Here is a 17856-nt window from a genome sequence, read left to right on the forward strand (position 1 = left end):
CAATGGCTGCAACAGCCGGAAACACGAGACGCCGCATCCGATCAGTGTCGCATGCGGCGTCCCGAACCGGTGTTACGCGTGGATCAACCCAGGTCAGGGCTGTCCACTCTCAGTGCCGGAACGACTCCAACTCGGCAGCGAGCTGCTCGTTCACCCGTACCTGCAGCTCGGTTCCATCATCCGTGTAGCGAGTGTTGAGTACCTGACCGGACCGATGAATCTGGGCGACCAGGTCACCTCGGTCGTACGGAAGGAGGACCCGCAGGTCGACCGCGGGTCGCGGCAGCCGCTGGGCGATCGCCACGTGCACATCGGCGATGCCCGCGCCGCTGCGGGCCGACACGAAGACCGCGTCCGGCCAGGTGCGCTTGAGCCGCAGCAGGGTCTCCTCGTCGGCCGCGTCGACCTTGTTGACGACCAGCAGCTCCGGAATCTTGTCCGCGCCGACCTCGCCGAGCACCTCGCGGACCGCGCTGACCTGACCCTCCGGGTCGGGGTGCGCGCCGTCGACCACGTGCACGACCAGGTCGGCCTCGGCCACCTCCTCGAGCGTCGAGCGGAACGCCTCGACGATCTGGTGCGGCAGGTGCCGGACGAAGCCGACCGTGTCGGAGAGGGTGAACACCCGGCCGTCCTCCGCGGCGGTGCGCCGGGTGGTCGGGTCGAGCGTGGCGAACAGCGCGTTCTCCACCAGCACACCGGCCTGGGTGAGCTGGTTGAGCAGGCTGGACTTGCCGGCGTTGGTGTAGCCGGCGATCGCCACGGCCGGGATGCCGCTGGCCTGCCGACGGGAGCGCTTGGTCTGGCGTACCGTCCGCATGTTCTTGATCTCGCGCTTGAGCCGCGAGATGCGGGTGTTGATCCGGCGCCGGTCGGTCTCGAGCTTGGTCTCACCGGGACCACGCGTGCCGACGCCACCGCCGGAACCGCCGGCGCCACCGCCCTGCCGGGACAGCGACTCACCCCAGCCGCGCAGTCGCGGCAGAAGGTATTGCAGCTGGGCCAACTCGACCTGCGCCTTGCCCTCTTTGCTCTTCGCGTGCTGGGCGAAGATGTCGAGGATCAGCGCCGTCCGGTCGACGACCTTGACCTTGACCTGCGACTCCAGCTTGCGCAGCTGGGAGGGCGACAGCTCACCGTCGCAGATGACCGTGTCGGCGCCGGTGGAGAGAACCACGTCGCGCAGCTCGTCGACCTTGCCCCGGCCGATGAAGGTGGCCGCGTCGGGTCGGCTGCGCCGCTGGATCAGGCCCTCGAGCACCTGCGAGCCGGCCGTCTCGGCCAGCGCGGCGAGCTCGGTCAGCGAGTTGTCGGCGTCCTCGACGCTGCCCTCGGTCCAGACGCCGACCAGCACCACCCGCTCGAGGCGGAGCTGCCTGTACTCGACCTCGGTGACATCGGTGAGCTCGGTGGACAGGCCGGCGACCCGGCGCAGTGAGTGGCGCTCCTCGAGCTCGAGATCCCCGGTCGTCGGGTCGACCTCGTCAAGGACGGGTGTCTGGTAGATGTCTCGCAAAAGTGACCTCCTCGGCCCGATCGTGGCACGTCCTGAGGTCGGGCGCATCTACATATGTGGGCCAAGCGTTGACGGTGAGTGTCTGAGCCAGTAATAACCACCGGATTGGAAACCACTATTCCGGACGCGCAAGAATGCGGTGAAGCACTTGCCGACGTCGGAGGACACACCGTGGTGACCACCCGCCTGCCCAGCGCAGGTTTCTCGATCACGATCCGCATCGCAGTTACCGCGGACGCCTCGTCCATCGGACGCCTCACCACGTGTGTCGGCGAGGCCGGCGCGATCGTGACGGCCCTGGACGTGGTCGACTCGGACCCCACCCGGGTCCTGGTCGACCTCACCTGCGACACCGCCGACTCGAACCACGCCGACCAGGTCGTGAAACAGCTCGAGGAGCAAGATGGGGTCGATGTCCGGAAAGTGTCGGACCGCACCTTCCTGCTGCATCTGGGCGGCAAGATCGAGGTCAGCTCGAAGGTTGCGCTCCGCAACCGTGACGAGCTGTCCCGGGCCTACACGCCGGGCGTGGCGCGGGTCTGCATGGCGATCGCGGAAAACCCGGCCGATGCCCGCCGACTGACGATCAAGCGCAACACCGTGGCCGTGGTCAGCGACGGCTCGGCGGTGCTCGGCCTCGGCAACATCGGCCCGGCCGCGGCCATGCCGGTGATGGAGGGCAAAGCGGCGCTGTTCAAGCGCTTCGGCGGGGTGGACGCCTGGCCGGTGGTGCTCGACACCCAGGACACCGACGAGATCGTGCGGATCGTCAAGGCGATCGCGCCGGCCTACGGCGGCATCAACCTCGAGGACATCGCCGCGCCGCGCTGCTTCGAGATCGAGGCGCGGCTGCGCGAGCAGCTGGACATCCCGGTCTTCCACGACGACCAGCACGGCACCGCGATCTGCGTGCTCGCCGCGCTGACCAACGCGCTGCGGGTGGTCGGCAAGGACATGGCGAACGTGCGGGTGGTGGTCTCCGGCGCCGGCGCGGCCGGCACCGCGATCATGAAGCTGCTGCTGCGCCAGGGCGTCGGCGACATCATCGCGTACGACCGGAAGGGCGCCCTGCACCGCGGCATGCCCGACCTCACGCCCACCTGGCAGTGGCTGGCCGAGAACACCAACAAGGCCAACTTCTCCGGCGACCTGCCCGGCGCGATCGAGGGCGCCGACGTCTTCATCGGGGTCAGCGCACCCAACCTGCTGACCGGCGACGACATCGCGAAGATGGCCGCGAAGTCGATCGTGTTCGCGCTGGCCAACCCCGACCCCGAGGTCGACCCGCGGGAGGCCCGCAAGCACGCCGCCGTGGTGGCCACCGGCCGTTCCGACCAGCCCAACCAGATCAACAACGTGCTCGCCTTCCCCGGCGTCTTCCGCGGCATGCTCGACGCCGCCGCCGAGGAGTTCACCGAGGAGATGGCCCTGGCGGCGGCGAACGCGATCGCCGACGTGGTCGGCGCGGACAAGCTCAACCCCACGGTCATCGTGCCGAGCGTCTTCGACCCCAAGGTGACCCCGGCGGTCGCCGCGGCCATCCGCGCGGTCGTCCGCGGCGGCCACGCCCCGCACAACGCGGCCGCGGTCCCGGAGGTCGAACTCGACGAGGCCCCGGAGGAGACCTTCTAGGACGCGGACCAGCCGGTCAGCTCGCCGAGGCGATCGGTGATCAGGCCGGCGACGCCGGCGACGGCCAGGGCCGGCCACCGGGTCAGGTCGTTGGCGGTCCACGGCATCACCTCGATGCCGTGGCCGGCCAGCTCGGCCACCCGTTCCGGGGCGGCCAGCACGTCGTCGACCGGCGGGTTGCAGCAGACCACGCCGAGCTCGCGGGCCAGCTCGACGGAGTCGGCCTCGAACGACAGCCGGAGCAGGCCACGGCGCACGTCGGGGGCGCCGGTGCGCACCAGCGCGACCACCTCCGGGTCGAAGCTCTGCACGATCGTGCGGGCCAGCAGGTCACGCTCGGCGACCAGCTCGACGATCGCCTTGACCTGGTCGAGGGTGGCCGGCGGCTTGATCTCCAGCAGGAGCGACGGGCCGGGCGGGGTCAGCAGGTCGAGCGTGGCGGCCAGGGTCGGCACTCGCACGCCCGCGTAGGCCGGCGAGAACCAGGAGCCGGCGTCGAGGCTCAGGACGTCGGCGGAGACCGCGTCCCAGACGTGACCGCTGCCGGAGGTGGTGCGGTCCAGGGTGCGGTCGTGGATGACCACCGGCACGCCGTCGAGGGTGGTGCGGACGTCGAACTCGACGTGCGTCGCACCGGCCCGGACGGCGGCGGCGAAGGCGGGCAGCGTGTTCTCCGGCGCCACGGCCGAGTAGCCGCGGTGCGCGACCCGGTGCCGCATCAGTCGAGGGTCTCGCCGTTGGCCACCAGCACCGCCGGGCCGGCCAGCCACCAGCGGTCCTCGGCGTCGTGGGTCACGACGAGCCGGCCGCCGGGCAGCTCGACGGCAACCGTGCCGGTCGTCAGTCCCGCGTCGCGCAGGGCCACCGCGCCGACCGCGAGGGCGCCCGAGCCGCAGGACAGCGTCTCGCCCGAGCCGCGCTCGTGCACCCGCATCGCGACGTGCAGGTCGAAGCCCTCGATCGGCGGAGCGGGGACGGTGAACTCGACGTTGACGCCACTGCTGAACAGGGTGGTGTCGAAACCCGGGGAAACGCCCAGATCCAGCGAGGACAGCTCGACACCGTCGTGCAGGGCGCAGACCAGGTGCGGATTGCCGCAGTCGACGGCCATCCCGGTGAAGGTCAGGGGGCCGGTCGTCGCGGTGCTCGCCGCGTACACCCTCGGGGTTGTCATGTTCACCCGGATGAGGTCGCCCTCGACAACCGCGACCACGACGCCGGCTCGCGTCGCGATCGGCAGGCCCGCAGGGCCGGGCGTGGCCAGCCCGGACGAGATCAGGTAGCGGGTGAAGACGCGGACGCCGTTGCCGCACATCTCGGCGATCGAGCCGTCGGCGTTGCGATAGTCCATGAACCACTCGGCGTCGGCGGCGAACGCCACGCCGTCCGGGTCCTTCGCGGTGCGCACCACGCGCAGCACGCCGTCGGCGCCGATGCCGAAGCGCCGGTCGCAGAGCGCGGCGACCTCGGCCGGCGTCAGCGTGCGGGCGCCGTCCGGGTCGGCGATGATCACGAAGTCGTTGCCGGTGCCGTGGCCTTTGGTGAACAACACGCCGCCCATCATCGCGCAATGGCCAGGGCGTCCGCCACGAGTGTGTCCGACGCCCCGTCGAGCCAGTGGATCGCCGGATCCCGCCGGAACCAGGATCGCTGCCGGCGCACGAACCGGCGGGTGCCCTGGACGGTGTCGGCTTTCGCCGCGTCTTCGCCGAGCGAGCCGTCGAGCTGGGCGAGGGCCTGCTGGTAACCGAGGGCCCGGGCGGACGTGCGGCCCTCGCGCAGGCCCAGCGGAAGCAACCCGCGCACCTCCTCCACCAGGCCGCCGGCCCACATCAGGTCGACCCGCCGGGCGATCCGCTCGTCCAGCTCGGGCACCGCCCGGTCCACCCCGATCTGCACCGACGGGTAGTGCGGGGTCGGCTTCGGCAGGGTCGCGGTGAACGGCCGACCGGTCAGCTCGATCACCTCGAGCGCGCGCACGATCCGCCGCCCGTTCGAGGGAAGAATGTTCTCGGCGGCGGCCGGATCCCACTGCCGGAGCCGCTCGTACAGCGGCGCCGGGCCGGACGAGGCCAGCTCCTCCTCCAGCCGGGCGCGGATCGCCGGGTCGGTCCCCGGGAACTCGAACTCCTCCAGGACCGCCCGCACGTACAGCCCGGAGCCGCCCACCAGCAGCGGGACGCGGCCGCGGGCCAGGATGTCGTCGATCGCGCGCCGGGCCAGCGTCTGATATTCGGCCACCGCCGCCGGAACGGTCACCTCCCAGATGTCCAGCAGATGGTGCGGGACGCCCTCCCGCTCGGCGACGGGCAGCTTCGCGGTGCCCACGTCCATCCCCCGATAGAGCTGCATCGAGTCGGCGTTCACCACCTCGCCGCCCAGTTCGTGGGCGAGAGCGATGCTCAGGGCGGACTTCCCCGCGGCGGTCGGTCCCACGACGGTGATCACACGCGGAACCACACTTGACGGCACGGAGCAACGGTAGGACAAGGTTTGGCCACGGTCATCGGCGGGCGCTTCCCCATAACCGGGTTGGACCTGTGACAATGCGCGAGAAAGAATGCCAATGAGAAGCTTTGGTGTTCCACTGCGCTATGGCGGCGGTTTGCCCCTCTGGGAAGATCGCCGGGAGACTGAGGACGGGTTATGAACGACTGGACGGCCTTCGGGCGCGTGGATGCCGACGGCACCGTGTACGTGAAGACCGCGGAGGGCGACCGGGTGGTCGGCTCCTGGCAGGCGGGCACTCCCGAGGAGGGCCTGGCGCATTTCGCCCGGCGCTTCGCCGACCTGGTCACCGAGGTCGAACTGGTCGAGGCCCGGCTCAAGACCGGCGTGGCCGACGCGTCGCACTCGCTCGCCAGTGTGAAGCGTCTTCGCACCGAGCTGGCCGAGGCGCACGTGGTGGGTGACATCGACGGGCTCGCGGCCCGGCTCGAGCGGCTCGCCGGCGTCGCCGAGGAGAAGGCCGGCGAGGCCCGCGCAGCCCGCGATGCGGCCCGTGTCGAGGCCCTGGCCCGCAAGACCACCCTGGTCGAGGAAGCCGAGAAGATCGCCGCCGACGCCACCGGCTGGAAGACGGCCGGCGACCGGCTCAAGGAGATCCTCGACGAGTGGAAGACCATCCGCGGCGTCGACAAGAAGACCGACGGCGAGCTGTGGAAGCGCTTCGCCGCCGCCCGGGACGGCTTCACCCGCCGCCGCGGCGCCCACTTCGCCACCCTCGACGGCCAGCGCAAGCAGGCCCAGGGCGCGAAGGAGGAGCTGGTCACCGAGGCCGAGAGCCTCGCCGAGTCGACCGAGTGGTCCAGCACGGCCAACCGCCTCAAAGAGCTGATGAACGAGTGGAAGGCCGCGCCGCGCGCCGCCAAGGAGGCCGAGCAGAAGCTCTGGGAGCGATTCCGGGCCGCGCAGGACACCTTCTTCACCCGCCGCAGCGAGGTCTTCTCCGCCCGCGACGCGGAGTACAAGGGCAACCTCGAGAAGAAGCAGGCCATCCTCACCGAGCTCGAGGCGATCGACGTCGACGCCGACCCGCGCGCCGCGCAGAACAAGCTGCGGGACGCCCAGGCCGCCTGGCACGACGCCGGCCGGGTGCCGCGCGAGTCGTCCGCGTCGCTCGACCGCCGCTGGCGGGCCGCCGAGGAGCGCATCCGGGTCGCGATGGACTCGGCCTGGCGCAAGACCACCCCGCAGGACAACCCGCTGCTGAAGCAGATGCGTGAGCAGGTGGCCGAGGCCGAGGAGAAACTGGCCCGCGCCCAGGCGGCCGGCGACAGCCGCCGCATCAAGGAGGCCGAGCGGGCGTTGTCCTCCAAGAAGCAGTTCCTCGCGCTGGCCGAACAGGCCAGCTGACCCCCAAGATCCGAATAGTACGGGCGCCGGAAGGTTCCCCGAGCACGCGGCCAGGTCCGAGGTCGGACCTGGCCGTTGCGCCTCTTTCGGGCGGGGTGGGTGGTTACGCCGCCAAGGCGGCGATCTCCCCCGAGGAGGCGTTGCCGCCGGTACAGACGATCGCGATCGCCCGGCCCGCGAAGCGCTCCCGGTCGGCGAGGACGGCGGCCAGGGGCGCCGCGCCCGCGCCCTCGGCGAGGGTGTGCGCGTCGCGGGCCAGCACGCGCTGCGCCTCGGCTATCTGATCGTCGGTGACCAGCACGAAGTCCGCCAGATCTCGCAAATGGCGCTGCGGCCCGGCGAACGCGCGGCCGGTTGCCAGGCCGTCGACACGGGTGCGGTTGGGACGGCTGACGAGCGTTCCGTCCCGCCAGGAGTCGTGGGCGGCCGGGGACGCCGCCGACTGGACGCCGATGATCCGGCAACCGGGAGCCAGCTCCCGGGCCACCACCGTGGCGGCCGCCGCGCCGGAGCCGCTGCCGATCGGGACGACGATCGCGTCCAGGTCCGGGCGGGCCTCGAGGATCTCCTGGTAGAGCGTGCCCACCCCGGCCAGCAGCTCCGCGGTGTCACCCGGGCTGACCAGGCGAGCGCCGGTTTCCTCGGCCAGCTTCCCGGCGTACTCCTCGGCGGCGGCCAGATCGTCGCCGGTCAGCACCACCTCCGCGCCCCACGCCTCGACCGCGGCGGCCTTGGCCGGGTTGGCGGCCGCCGGCATCACCACCGTGCAGGGTGCGCCGAAGATCCGGCTCGCGTAGGCCATCGACTGGGCGTGGTTGCCGGTCGAATAGGTGACCGTGCCACGCTCCGGATCGGGCAGCGACGCCAGCAGGGTGAGCCCGCCGCGCACCTTGAACGCACCGACCGGCTGGGTGTTCTCGTGCTTGACCAGGACCGTCGCCCCGGCCAGCCGATCCAGCACGGGGTACGACCACATCGGGGTCGGTGGCAGGTAACGGCGGACGATCTCGCGGGCCGCACACACGTCGGCGTAGCTGAACTCCATGCTCTGCATCGTGGGCGGATCGCCACCCATAGGTCCAATGCCCATTCGCGTGGGAACCGATAGATTTGGTTGATGCTTGACGTCACCCGACTGCGGGTGCTGGTCGCGGTCGCCCGGCACGGCTCGGTCACCGCCGCCGCCCAGGCACTGCACTACGCCCAGCCGTCGGTCAGCCACCACCTGGCCCGGCTCGAGGCCGAAACCGGCAGCCGGCTCGTGCAGCGGGCCGGCCGGGGCATCCGGCTCACCGAGGCCGGCCGGATGCTGGCCGACCGGGCCGAGGAGATCCTGGGCCGGCTCGCCGCCGCCGAGGACGAACTGGCCGAGTACACCGGGCTGCGGGCCGGCCGCGTCCGGCTGGCCGCGTTCCCGTCGGCACTGGGCACGTTCGTCCCGGCCGCGGCGGCGACCTTCGCGGCCGCGTACCCATCAATTGATCTTCGATTTTCCGAGGCCGAGCCGCCGCTGGCGATGCGGCTGCTGCGCAGCGGCGAGGTGGAGGTGGCGCTGCTGTTCGCCCACCCGGCCGGCCCGCAGCCCGACCTCGCCGGGGTGCGGCACGAGGTGCTCCGCGACGAGCCGATGCACCTGGTGACGCCGGCCGGCTGGCCCGGCGACCGACTCGCCGACCACCGCGACCGGCCCTGGATCGGCGGTTGCGAACGCTGCCGCGCCGAACTGCTGCGGGCCTGCGCCGCCGAGGGTTTCACCCCCGACGTCCGGTTCACCACCGACGACTACGTGGCGGTGCAGCGCCTGGTCGCCGCCGGGCTGGGCGTGACCACGCTGCCCGCGCTGGCCCTGGCCGCGCACCGCGACGAGCGGGTCCGGGTGGTCCCGCTGGCCGGTCCGGGCCGCCGGGTGCTGGCCGCCGTGCACGGCGAGCCGCCCGACCCGCCGGCCACCGCCGCGCTGCTGGAGCACCTGCGACGGGCCGCGGCTACGCACTTTCGCCCCGAATGAGGCTCGGTCAGACTGCGCAGCCACCGGTGGTAGCCGGCAGCGGCGCCGGAACACCGATCGTGGGCAGGCCCAGCGAGACGCCCTTGAGCTTCGGGGTGCGGCCCGCCTCGGACGCGTCGCCGGCCCGGGTGCGGCGGTGCGACAGCGGTTCCCCGTCGGCGTTGAGGTGGTGCGGGGCCGCGTAGGTGACCACGGTCTCGACGATGTCGCCGGGGCGCGGCACGGTGTCCCCGGTCGCGAAGTGCACCAGCCGGCCGTCCCGGGCGCGGCCGCTCATCCGGCCGGTCCGCTCGTCCTTGCGGCCCTCACCCACCGCGACCAGCACCTCGACCTTGGTGCCGACCAGCTTCTTGTTCTCTTCCCAGGTGATCTCCTCGAGGAGGGCGATCAGCCGGTTGTAGCGGTCCTGCACGACGGCCTTGGGGACCTGCTCCTCCATCGTCGCGGCCGGGGTGCCGGGACGCTTCGAATACTGGAAGGTGAAGGCGCTGGAGAACCGGGCCCGGCGAACCACCTCGAGGGTCTGCTCGAAGTCTTCCTCGGTCTCGCCCGGGAAGCCGACGATGATGTCGGTGGTGATCGCGGCGTCCGGCATCGCGGCCCGGACCTTGTCGATGATGCCCAGGTATTTCTCCTGGCGGTAACTGCGGCGCATGACCTTGAGCAGCCGGTCGGAGCCGGACTGCAGCGGCATGTGCAGCGAGTGGCAGACGTTCGGCGTCTCGGCCATCGCGGCGATCACGTCGTCGGTGAAGTCCTTCGGGTGCGGGCTGGTGAACCGCACCCGCTCGAGCCCCTCGATCTCGCCGGTGGCGCGCAGCAGCTTGCCGAAGGCGAGCCGGTCGCCGAACTCGACGCCGTAGGAGTTGACGTTCTGCCCGAGCAGCGTGACCTCGAGGACGCCCTCCTTCGTCAGGGCCTCGACCTCGGCCAGGATCTCGCCCGGGCGACGATCTTTCTCCTTGCCCCGCAGCGACGGCACGATGCAGAAGGTGCAGGTGTTGTTGCAGCCCACCGAGATCGACACCCAGCCGGCGTAGGTCGACTCGCGCTTGGTCGGCAGGGTCGACGGGAACACCTCGAGCGACTCGAGGATCTCGACCTCGGCCTCCTCGTTGTGCCGGGCGCGTTCGAGCAGCGCCGGCAACGAGCCGATGTTGTGGGTGCCGAAGACGACGTCGACCCAGGGTGCCTTCTTGACGATGTCGCCGCGGTCCTTCTGCGCCAGGCAGCCACCCACGGCGATCTGCATGCCCGGGTGCTTGAGCTTCGTGGGGCGCAGGTGGCCCAGGTTGCCGTAGAGGCGGTTGTCGGCGTTCTCCCGGACCGCGCACGTGTTGAAGACCACGACGTCGGCCGCGTCCGGGTTGGCGGCCCGCACATAGCCCGCATCCTCCATCAGGCCGGAGATGCGCTCGCTATCGTGCACGTTCATCTGGCAGCCGTAGGTGCGCACGTCGTAGGTGCGCGCGCTGCTCTGAGTCTCGGTAGTCATGGCAATTGACCAGGGTACTGCTTACGCGGCCGCGGGCCGCTCCGGCGTACGGTCACAATCTCCGTTGCACGGGCGCAAACCCCGCCGTTCCGGCCCGTCGTCGGTCTCGATCTCGTCGACGTGCACCAGGCGCAGCGTGCCGTCCGGCTCGGCCAGAACGTACCGCGAGGGGTTGAGGGAGTCGTCCGGCAGCAGGACCGCGGCATCGAGCCGGACCGCGACGGCGCTCGCGGCCGTCGCCTCGGTCACCTCGGCCGGCGCCAGATAGATGTCGGCAAGTGTCGGGAAGTCGCCGCCGACCAGGTAGACGTCGCACATCACCGCATCGCCCGCGCCCAGCGGCGTCACGGTGCGTTCCAGCGTGCCGGCGATGGCGCCGCACACGCGATCCGCGTCAATTCGTTTTCCGATCGCCCAGTTCCACAGGCCGGGTGTCGGATCCCCGTCAGCCATACCGAACATGGTGGACAATGCCTGGGCCTTCCATCAGTTAAGTTACCGCTCCGTGACCATTCTCGGTGCGAACCGATACAACGGTCCAATTAGAGTGTGCCCATCCGGGTGATCCACGACGAACGGACGGTGGTTCAACAGTGTCCGACGAGGCTCTCATCGTCCTCGAGAACGTCAACAAATACTTCGGTCCGCTGCACGTGCTCGACGACGTGAACCTCTCGGTCGCCCGCGGCGAGGTGGTCGTCGTGATCGGACCGTCCGGGTCCGGCAAGTCCACGCTCTGCCGCGCGATCAATCGGCTGGAACCGATCAATTCGGGCACCATCACGTTCGACGGCCGGCCGCTGCCCGCCGAGGGCCGGGCCCTCGCCCGCCTGCGCAGCGAGGTCGGCATGGTGTTCCAGTCCTTCAATCTCTTCGCGCACAAGACGATCCTGCAGAACGTGATGCTCGGGCCGATCAAGGTGCGTAAGGAGAAATCCGTCGAAGTCCGCGAGCGGGCCATGGCGCTGCTCGACCGGGTCGGCATCGGCAACCAGGCGGAGAAATATCCCGCCCAGCTGTCCGGCGGTCAGCAGCAGCGGGTGGCGATCGCCCGGGCCCTCGCGATGCAGCCCAAGGCGCTGCTCTTCGACGAGCCGACCAGCGCGCTCGACCCCGAGATGGTGGGCGAGGTCCTCGACGTGATGACCTCCCTCGCCCGGGAGGGGATGACCATGGTGGTGGTCACCCACGAGATGGGCTTCGCGCGGCATGCCGCCAACCGAGTGGTGTTCATGGCCGATGGCCAACTCGTCGAGCAGGCGCCGCCCGCAGAGTTCTTCGCCAATCCGAAAAGCGATCGCGCCAAGGACTTTCTCTCCAAAATTCTTACCCATTGACTTTTTGTCCGCAGCGGAAGAAACGATTTCGAGGAGCGTAATCATGCGCATCACCCGATTGGCAGCGACGTTCGGCGCAATGACCATGGCGCTCGCCGTGGCTGCCTGCGGTGGGGACGACTCGGGCACCGACAGCGGCAGCGGCAGCGGCAGCACCGCGTCGGGCATCGTCGGCAAGGCCGAGAAGGACAAGAAGCTGACCATCGGCGTCAAGGCCGACCAGCCCGGTCTGGGTCTGCAGACCGGCAGCACGTACACCGGTTTCGACATCGAGATCGGCAAGATCATCGCCAAGGGCCTCGGCGTCGACGAGAGCGGCATCACCTGGAAGACGACGGTCTCCGCCAACCGCGAGCCGTACATCCAGCAGGGCCAGGTCGACATCGTGGTGGCCACCTACACGATCAACGACGAGCGCAAGCAGAAGGTCAACTTCGGCGGTCCGTACTTCATCGCCGGACAGGACCTGCTGGTGCCGACCGCGTCGACGATCACCGGCCCCGACCAGCTGGCCGGCAAGAAGGTCTGCTCGGTGAGCGGCTCGACCCCGGCCAAGCGCATCCAGACCGACTACAAGGACGCCCAGCTGCAGCAGTTCGACTCGTACTCGAAGTGCGTGACGGCGCTCGCCGGCGGCCAGGTCGACGCGGTCACCACCGACGACATCATCCTGGCCGGTTACGCGGCGCAGGATCAGTACGCGGGCAAGTTCAAGGTCGTCGGCAAGCCGTTCAGCACCGAGCCGTACGGCATCGGCGTGAAGAAGGACGACTCCGCGGGCTGCACCAAGATCAATGACATCCTGAAGGCGGCTGCCGCCGACGGGTCGTACAAGAAGGCCTGGGACGACACCCTCGGCAAGAGCGGCAAGGCCGCGCCCGAGCTGGACACCTCCAAGCTCACCAACTGTTCCTGATCTCCCGGTAATCGGCGGGGCCGGTCATCCGGCCCCGCCTTCGGTTTTTTGAAGGGCGGCCATGGACGTCTTTTCCGATTCGTACAATCTCGACGTTTATGTGACTGGGTTCCTCTGGATCCTGAAGCTCACGGCCGCCGGCACGGTCGGCGCTCTGGTCATCGGCACACTGCTGGCGGCGATGCGGGTCTCCCCCGTGCCGGTGCTGCGCGCCTTCGGGACCGCCTGGGTGAACATCTTCCGGAACACGCCGCTCACCCTGATCATCTTCTTCTGTTACTTCGGCCTGTACTCGACGCTCGGCGTCACGCTCTCCGACGACCTCGAGCTCAACAACTACTGGCTCGGTGTCGTCGGCCTGTCGGTCTACACCGCCGCGTTCGTCTGCGAGGCGATCCGCTCCGGCATCAACACCGTGCCGGCCGGGCAGGCCGAAGCGGCCCGGGCGATCGGCATGACGTTCCGGCAGACCCTCACGATGATCGTGCTCCCCCAGGCCGGCCGCGCCGTGGTCGCGCCGCTGGGCAGCATCCTCATCGCGCTCTGCAAGAACGCGACCATCGTCGGCACGATCGGCCTCATGGAGTCGTCGAACGCCATGAAGGATCTGATCAACTCGAACGGCGACAAGGTCTTCACGATCTTCTTCATCTTCGCCGGCACGTTCGCGATCGTCCTCATCCCCACCGGCTACGGCTTCGGCTGGCTGGCCAACCGACTGGCGGTGAAGCGATGAGCACCGACGCTGTTCTCTACGATCACCCGGGGCCTCGCGCCCGCGCCCGCAACCGGATCCTCACGGTCGTCTTCGGGGTGGTGCTGCTCGGGCTGCTCTACTGGATCTACCGCCGGTTCGACGAGAAGGGCCAGTGGGCCGGCAGCCTGTGGAAGCCGTTCACCCAGAGCAGCACCTGGACCGACTACATCCTGCCCGGCCTGCAGGGCACCCTTCAGGCCGCCGCCATCGCCATGGTGCTGTCGCTCGCCTTCGGCATCCTCTTCGCCGTCGGCCGCCTCTCCGACCACTGGTGGCTACGCATCCCGGCCGGCATCGTGGTCGAGTTCTTCCGGGCCGTACCCCTGCTGTTGATGATGTTCTTCATCTTCTTCGGCATCCCGTTCGTCACCGAGAAACCCATGTCCCCGCTCTGGGCCGTGGTCATCGCGCTGACGCTGTACAACGGGTCGGTGCTGGCCGAGGCCTTCCGGGCCGGCGTGCGATCGGTGCCGCGCGGGCAGAGCGAGGCGGCCTACGCGATCGGCATGCGCAAGGGCCAGGTGATGGGCCAGATCCTCATCCCGCAGGCGGCCCGGGCCATGCTGCCGGTGATCGTCAGCCAGCTGGTGGTGCTGGTCAAGGACACCGCGCTCGGCTACATCATCAGCTACAGCGAGCTGCTCCAGCTGGGCGTCAACAACGTCGCCGCCAACTTCGGCAACGTCATCCAGGCCGCGATGGTGGCCGCCGTCATCTACATCGCGGTGAACTCGACGCTGACCGCCGTGGCCGGCTGGCTCAGCAAGCGCACCCGCCGCAGCGGCAAGGCTCCGCGCGCGCCCCGGCCGGCCGGCGCCCTGGTCGGCACCGCCGAGCCCTAGGACCGATCTACCGGGCCAGTTCGGTGACGCGGGATTCGCGAACCACCGTGACACGGATCTGGCCCGGGTAGGTCAGCTCTTCCTCGATCTGCTTCGCCACGTCGCGGGCCAGGACGGCCGCGCCGATGTCGTCGATGTCCTCGGGGCGGACCATCACCCGGATCTCGCGGCCCGCCTGCATCGCGAAGACCTTCTCCACCCCGACCTTGCCGGCCGCGATCTCCTCGATCCGCTCGAGGCGCTTGACGTACGCCTCCAGGCTCTCCCGCCGGGCGCCCGGGCGACCGCCCGAGCAGGCGTCCGCCGCCTGGGTGAGGACCGCCTCGATGGTCTGCGGCTGCACCTCGTTGTGGTGCGCCTCGATCGCGTGGACCACGTCCTCCGACTCGCCGTACTTCCGGGCCAGGTCCGCGCCGATCAGCGCGTGGCTGCCCTCCACCTCGTGGGTCAGCGCCTTGCCGATGTCGTGCAGGAAGGCGGCCCGCTTCATCGACGGGATGTCCAGGCCCAGCTCGGCCGCCATGATGCCGGCGATGTGCGCGGTCTCGACGAGGTGCTTCAGAACGTTCTGGCCATAGCTGGTGCGGTAGCGCAGCCGGCCGAGCAGCTTCGCCAGCTCCGGGTGGATGTCGGTGATGCCGACGTCGACCAGCGCCTCCTCGGCGGCCCGGTCGCAGAGCCGGTCCACCTCGTTCTTGGCGCTGTCGAAGACCTCCTCGATGCGGTGCGGGTGGATGCGGCCGTCCAGGACCAGCTTCTCCAGGGTCAGCCGGCCGACCTCCCGGCGAACCGGATCGAAGCAGGACAGCAGCACCGCCTCCGGGGTGTCGTCGATGATCAGGTTGACCCCGGTGACCGACTCGAACGCCCGGATGTTGCGGCCCTCGCGGCCGATGATCCGGCCCTTCATCTCGTCACTCGGCAGGTGCAGCACGCTGACCACGCTCTCCGAGGTCTGTTCGCTGGCGATCCGCTGGATGGCGTCGACGACGATGCGGCGGGCCCGGGTGTCGGCCGTGTTCTTGGCGTCACTCTCGATGTCCCGCACCATGATCGCGGCTTCCCGCTTGGCCTGCGCCTCGATGTCCGCCACCAGCTCGGCGCGGGCTGCCTCGGCGGTCAGGCTCGCGATCCGCTCCAGCTCACGGCGCTTCTGCTCCTCCTGCTTGGTGATCTCCGCCTCGCGCGCTGTGAGAGCGCTTTCCCGACCCGCGAGATCCGCGTCCTGCGTTGCCAGCCGGCGTTCCCGCTCGACCAGCCGCTCCACCTCGTCGCCGTGCAACCGCTCCCGCTCGTCGATCCGGGCCGCGCGGCGCTCGACCTCGGCGGCCTGCTCCTTCGCGGTCGCGTTCAGCAGGGCCACCTCCCGCTCACCGGACCGGCGGGCCGCCGCACGGACCTGCTCGGCATCGGCCTCGGCCTGGCGGTGGGCGCGTTCCAGGATGGTGTCGGCCTCGCTGTGCGCGTCCTCCAGGACCCGGCGGGCCTCGGCCCGGGCCGAGGTGGCCTCGGCCTTGGCCGCGGCGACCTCGGCGCGTACGGAGGCGGCTTTGGCGTTCGCGTCCGCGACCTTCGCCTGGGCGGCGCCGACCGCCTGCTCCTCGCGCTCCTGGGCGTTGGCACGGTCACTCTGCATCTGACGCAGCGCCCGCGCCCCGAACAGGAGCCCGGCCACCACCAGGGCGCCAAGGACGACGATCGCCACCACGAGCACCCAGTACGGGGCGGTCATCTCGCCGCGTCTCCCTTCACCGCCCGGCACGTTGTGCGCGCGCAGGCTGTCTGCGGGATGCCCGACCAAGGCTCGTTGCAACCGCTGCGAGGCTGCGCCGAGCCACGGCGCGCACTGTTGTGGCACGCCGGACGCGACCGCCAAGTATGTCTCGCCAGGGGCGGCGCGGTCTGCCGCCGTCCTGGCCGAAAATGTTCGCTTTTAGTGACCCCTGGGGGTCACAAGTGATGCCGCAATGTAATGCGATCTATGTTGTGCTTGTTGCATGCGATGGTCGGACACACCTTGTGTAACGCGAGGCTAGGTCGCAAGTACCACTTCGGTCAAGGATCCATGATTCGCCCGGGTATGGGACGTACGGCACAGACTTGCTTACCCGCAGCTCACGATCCTCGTGGGCAATTCAGGCGTACCTGTCCCATAGATCACGCATCGGCAGCCAGCTTCCCCCGAGCTGATCTTCCCAATACGCGACGAGATTGGCGGATATGGGCGAATTCTCGTCGTCCCACCACAATCCCGCGACCGTTCGCGTCTCGCCGCCCTCGGTCACCCGGGACGCGTTCTCAGCGTAGTGGCCCTGAACGCGGTTCGACGGCGCCGGACGCCGGAACGGCTCGAGAACACCGGGAGTGAGGGTGTGGGCCCCCAGGTTCTGGCTCTGCGCGACCTCCCACGCCGCGTTCTGATCCTCCACCGAGTTGTACTCGATGAAATACAGCGCCAGGCCGTCGAGGTTGCAGGCGACCCGGGTCGTCTCCCCCGCGCTGGCGGTGGGCCCGCCCGGCTGACCGCTGCGCTTGCAGTCCGACACGTAGGGCAGCCAGCCCTCGACGATCGCGTCCAGATCGGTGCCGGCGAAGACCGGCTTGTTGATCTTTGCCTGGTTCTGCTCGAACTTACCCAGCTCGACCGCCGCCGTGGGCTCGGCCGGCTCTGGCGCGGTGGCCCGCCCGGCGAACCAGCCACCCGTGCCGAACAGCAGAAGCCCGGCGACCAGACCCACGGCGACCCCGACGAACAGGCGGCCACGGCTCGGCGCCGGCGACGGCGCGATGCGACGGCCGCCGAAGGAGGACGGCGGCGAACTCAGCGGGTCGGCCACCGAGCTCGGGGTGACCGCGGGCCAGGCTCCGCTCTCGCCTTGGAACGGGCCGTAACCGTACGGATTGCCGCTGGTCGGGTTGGTGGCGTAGGGGTTGCCGCTCCTCGGGTCGACCGCGGAGTAGCCGTGGGAGGGCGCGAAGCCCTGGTTACCGGGTGCGGGAGCGCCACTCGCCGGGTCGGCGCTCGTCGGGATGCCGCTCACCGGGCTGCCAGGTGTCTGATAGGTCGTCGGGTAAGCCCCGCCGGCCGGGTAGTGAAGGCCGCCCATCGGGTCGGGGCCGGTCGAGTAGCCACCGGTGTGCGGTGCCGACTGCGGATAGTTCGCGTCGCCCCCGGGATATGCACCAGGGGCGGGCGGCGCAGGAGACTGCACCGGTATTTGCGGGTGCGCGGGAGGCGCGGAATTGACTGTGTCGGCCGGCGGGTAACCCGCGCTCTGCCCGACGATCGGAGCGGTCGGCTCGGCACCCTCTTGAAGGGGACCGTAGCCCCGCGCGTTGCTCTGCGAGTCCTCGGTCACGACCCAGGAGATTACCAGCCAGTCGCCAACGCCGATGTCCCGCGAAGATCGTCAACGACGCTCCGCGCCCGACACGCCCCGTCCGACGCTCCGCACCCGACTTTCTCCGCCCGGCGAGGCTCGCCCCACACTTCTCGCC

The 17856-nt window shown here is 70.0% G+C and carries 16 protein-coding genes; 7 read left to right on the top strand and 9 right to left on the bottom strand.

Annotated features, from left to right (window positions below):
• Positions 1 to 109: 109 nt before the first annotated feature.
• Positions 110 to 1564: a GTPase HflX gene (gene hflX, locus Ato02nite_RS05970; protein WP_438873014.1), complete on the bottom strand. Its 1455-nt coding sequence runs from the start codon at positions 1562 to 1564 to the stop codon at positions 110 to 112.
• 123 nt (positions 1565 to 1687) lie between these two features.
• Between hflX and Ato02nite_RS05975 the strand changes: the two genes are divergently transcribed.
• Positions 1688 to 3148 (top strand): NAD-dependent malic enzyme, encoded by a 1461-nt coding sequence (locus Ato02nite_RS05975; protein ID WP_213005363.1) that lies wholly within the window; start codon positions 1688 to 1690, stop codon positions 3146 to 3148.
• Here the strand turns inward: Ato02nite_RS05975 and Ato02nite_RS05980 are convergent.
• The 3 genes from Ato02nite_RS05980 to miaA are packed head-to-tail and all read right to left on the bottom strand — an operon-like array spanning position 3145 to position 5596.
• Entirely contained in the window at positions 3145 to 3867 is a 723-nt protein-coding gene (locus tag Ato02nite_RS05980) for a glycerophosphodiester phosphodiesterase (protein WP_213005364.1), read from the bottom strand. The genes Ato02nite_RS05975 and Ato02nite_RS05980 overlap by 4 nt on opposite strands.
• Positions 3867 to 4700, bottom strand: coding sequence for a diaminopimelate epimerase (dapF, locus tag Ato02nite_RS05985; protein WP_213005365.1), 834 nt, complete (start codon positions 4698 to 4700; stop codon positions 3867 to 3869). The genes Ato02nite_RS05980 and dapF overlap by 1 nt, the downstream gene beginning before the upstream one ends.
• An 8-nt stretch (positions 4701 to 4708) precedes the next feature.
• Positions 4709 to 5596, bottom strand: a complete 888-nt coding sequence (gene miaA, locus Ato02nite_RS05990; protein ID WP_246606183.1) for a tRNA (adenosine(37)-N6)-dimethylallyltransferase MiaA — start codon at positions 5594 to 5596, stop codon at positions 4709 to 4711.
• A gap of 198 nt (positions 5597 to 5794) precedes the next feature.
• On the opposite strand from miaA, the gene Ato02nite_RS05995 reads away from it, so the two are divergent.
• Positions 5795 to 7003 carry a DUF349 domain-containing protein gene (locus Ato02nite_RS05995; protein WP_213005367.1) on the top strand — a complete coding sequence of 403 codons (1209 nt, stop codon included), beginning with the start codon at positions 5795 to 5797 and terminating at the stop codon, positions 7001 to 7003.
• A gap of 103 nt (positions 7004 to 7106) precedes the next feature.
• Here the strand turns inward: Ato02nite_RS05995 and Ato02nite_RS06000 are convergent, their stop codons facing one another.
• Positions 7107 to 8048, bottom strand: coding sequence for a threonine ammonia-lyase (locus Ato02nite_RS06000; RefSeq protein WP_213005368.1), 942 nt, complete (start codon positions 8046 to 8048; stop codon positions 7107 to 7109).
• Between the two features lie 72 nt (positions 8049 to 8120).
• On the opposite strand from Ato02nite_RS06000, the gene Ato02nite_RS06005 reads away from it, so the two are divergent.
• Positions 8121 to 9011 (top strand): LysR family transcriptional regulator, encoded by an 891-nt coding sequence (locus Ato02nite_RS06005; protein ID WP_213005369.1) that lies wholly within the window; start codon positions 8121 to 8123, stop codon positions 9009 to 9011.
• 7 nt (positions 9012 to 9018) lie between these two features.
• Here Ato02nite_RS06005 and miaB read toward each other — a convergent pair whose 3' ends face one another.
• Together miaB and Ato02nite_RS06015 are read right to left on the bottom strand one after the other, a co-directional pair.
• Positions 9019 to 10506 (bottom strand): tRNA (N6-isopentenyl adenosine(37)-C2)-methylthiotransferase MiaB, encoded by a 1488-nt coding sequence (gene miaB, locus Ato02nite_RS06010; RefSeq protein ID WP_213005370.1) that lies wholly within the window; start codon positions 10504 to 10506, stop codon positions 9019 to 9021.
• A 21-nt stretch (positions 10507 to 10527) separates the two neighbouring features.
• Positions 10528 to 10959 (bottom strand): hypothetical protein, encoded by a 432-nt coding sequence (locus Ato02nite_RS06015; protein WP_246606186.1) that lies wholly within the window; start codon positions 10957 to 10959, stop codon positions 10528 to 10530.
• A gap of 140 nt (positions 10960 to 11099) precedes the next feature.
• Here Ato02nite_RS06015 and Ato02nite_RS06020 point away from each other — a divergent pair, with 140 nt between their 5' ends.
• The 4 genes from Ato02nite_RS06020 (at position 11100) to Ato02nite_RS06035 (ending at position 14358) form a co-directional block, all read left to right on the top strand.
• Positions 11100 to 11843 (top strand): amino acid ABC transporter ATP-binding protein, encoded by a 744-nt coding sequence (locus tag Ato02nite_RS06020; RefSeq protein WP_213005372.1) that lies wholly within the window; start codon positions 11100 to 11102, stop codon positions 11841 to 11843.
• Between the two features lie 43 nt (positions 11844 to 11886).
• Positions 11887 to 12759 (top strand): glutamate ABC transporter substrate-binding protein, encoded by an 873-nt coding sequence (locus Ato02nite_RS06025; protein WP_213005373.1) that lies wholly within the window; start codon positions 11887 to 11889, stop codon positions 12757 to 12759.
• A gap of 61 nt (positions 12760 to 12820) precedes the next feature.
• Positions 12821 to 13495, top strand: coding sequence for an amino acid ABC transporter permease (locus Ato02nite_RS06030; RefSeq protein WP_213005374.1), 675 nt, complete (start codon positions 12821 to 12823; stop codon positions 13493 to 13495).
• Positions 13492 to 14358, top strand: a complete 867-nt coding sequence (locus Ato02nite_RS06035) for an amino acid ABC transporter permease (protein WP_213005375.1) — start codon at positions 13492 to 13494, stop codon at positions 14356 to 14358. Before Ato02nite_RS06030 ends, Ato02nite_RS06035 begins: the two co-directional genes overlap by 4 nt.
• Positions 14359 to 14365: 7 nt before the next feature.
• On the opposite strand, the gene rny is transcribed toward Ato02nite_RS06035, so the two are convergent.
• Complete coding sequence (gene rny / locus Ato02nite_RS06040; protein WP_213005376.1) at positions 14366 to 16090, bottom strand: ribonuclease Y; 1725 nt, start codon at positions 16088 to 16090, stop codon at positions 14366 to 14368.
• Positions 16091 to 16493: 403 nt separating this feature from the next.
• Positions 16494 to 17717, bottom strand: a complete 1224-nt coding sequence (locus Ato02nite_RS06045) for a hypothetical protein (RefSeq protein ID WP_213005377.1) — start codon at positions 17715 to 17717, stop codon at positions 16494 to 16496.
• Positions 17718 to 17856 lie beyond the last annotated feature (139 nt).

Origin of the sequence: Paractinoplanes toevensis (assembly GCF_018332695.1) — a bacterium.
Lineage (GTDB): Bacteria > Actinomycetota > Actinomycetes > Mycobacteriales > Micromonosporaceae > Actinoplanes > Actinoplanes toevensis.

Excerpts from the sequence above, each read along its gene's own strand:
- hflX (WP_438873014.1), bottom strand. The coding sequence starts at position 1,564 with ATGCGCCCGACCTCAGGACGTGCCACGATCGGGCCGAGGAGGTCACTT.
- Ato02nite_RS05980 (WP_213005364.1), bottom strand. The coding sequence starts at position 3,867 with ATGCGGCACCGGGTCGCGCACCGCGGCTACTCGGCCGTGGCGCCGGAG.
- Ato02nite_RS05995 (WP_213005367.1), top strand. The coding sequence starts at position 5,795 with ATGAACGACTGGACGGCCTTCGGGCGCGTGGATGCCGACGGCACCGTG.
- Ato02nite_RS06000 (WP_213005368.1), bottom strand. The coding sequence starts at position 8,048 with ATGGAGTTCAGCTACGCCGACGTGTGTGCGGCCCGCGAGATCGTCCGC.
- Ato02nite_RS06005 (WP_213005369.1), top strand. The coding sequence starts at position 8,121 with ATGCTTGACGTCACCCGACTGCGGGTGCTGGTCGCGGTCGCCCGGCAC.
- miaB (WP_213005370.1), bottom strand. The coding sequence starts at position 10,506 with ATGACTACCGAGACTCAGAGCAGCGCGCGCACCTACGACGTGCGCACC.
- Ato02nite_RS06015 (WP_246606186.1), bottom strand. The coding sequence starts at position 10,959 with ATGGCTGACGGGGATCCGACACCCGGCCTGTGGAACTGGGCGATCGGA.
- Ato02nite_RS06025 (WP_213005373.1), top strand. The coding sequence starts at position 11,887 with ATGCGCATCACCCGATTGGCAGCGACGTTCGGCGCAATGACCATGGCG.
- Ato02nite_RS06030 (WP_213005374.1), top strand. The coding sequence starts at position 12,821 with ATGGACGTCTTTTCCGATTCGTACAATCTCGACGTTTATGTGACTGGG.
- Ato02nite_RS06035 (WP_213005375.1), top strand. The coding sequence starts at position 13,492 with ATGAGCACCGACGCTGTTCTCTACGATCACCCGGGGCCTCGCGCCCGC.
- rny (WP_213005376.1), bottom strand. The coding sequence starts at position 16,090 with ATGACCGCCCCGTACTGGGTGCTCGTGGTGGCGATCGTCGTCCTTGGC.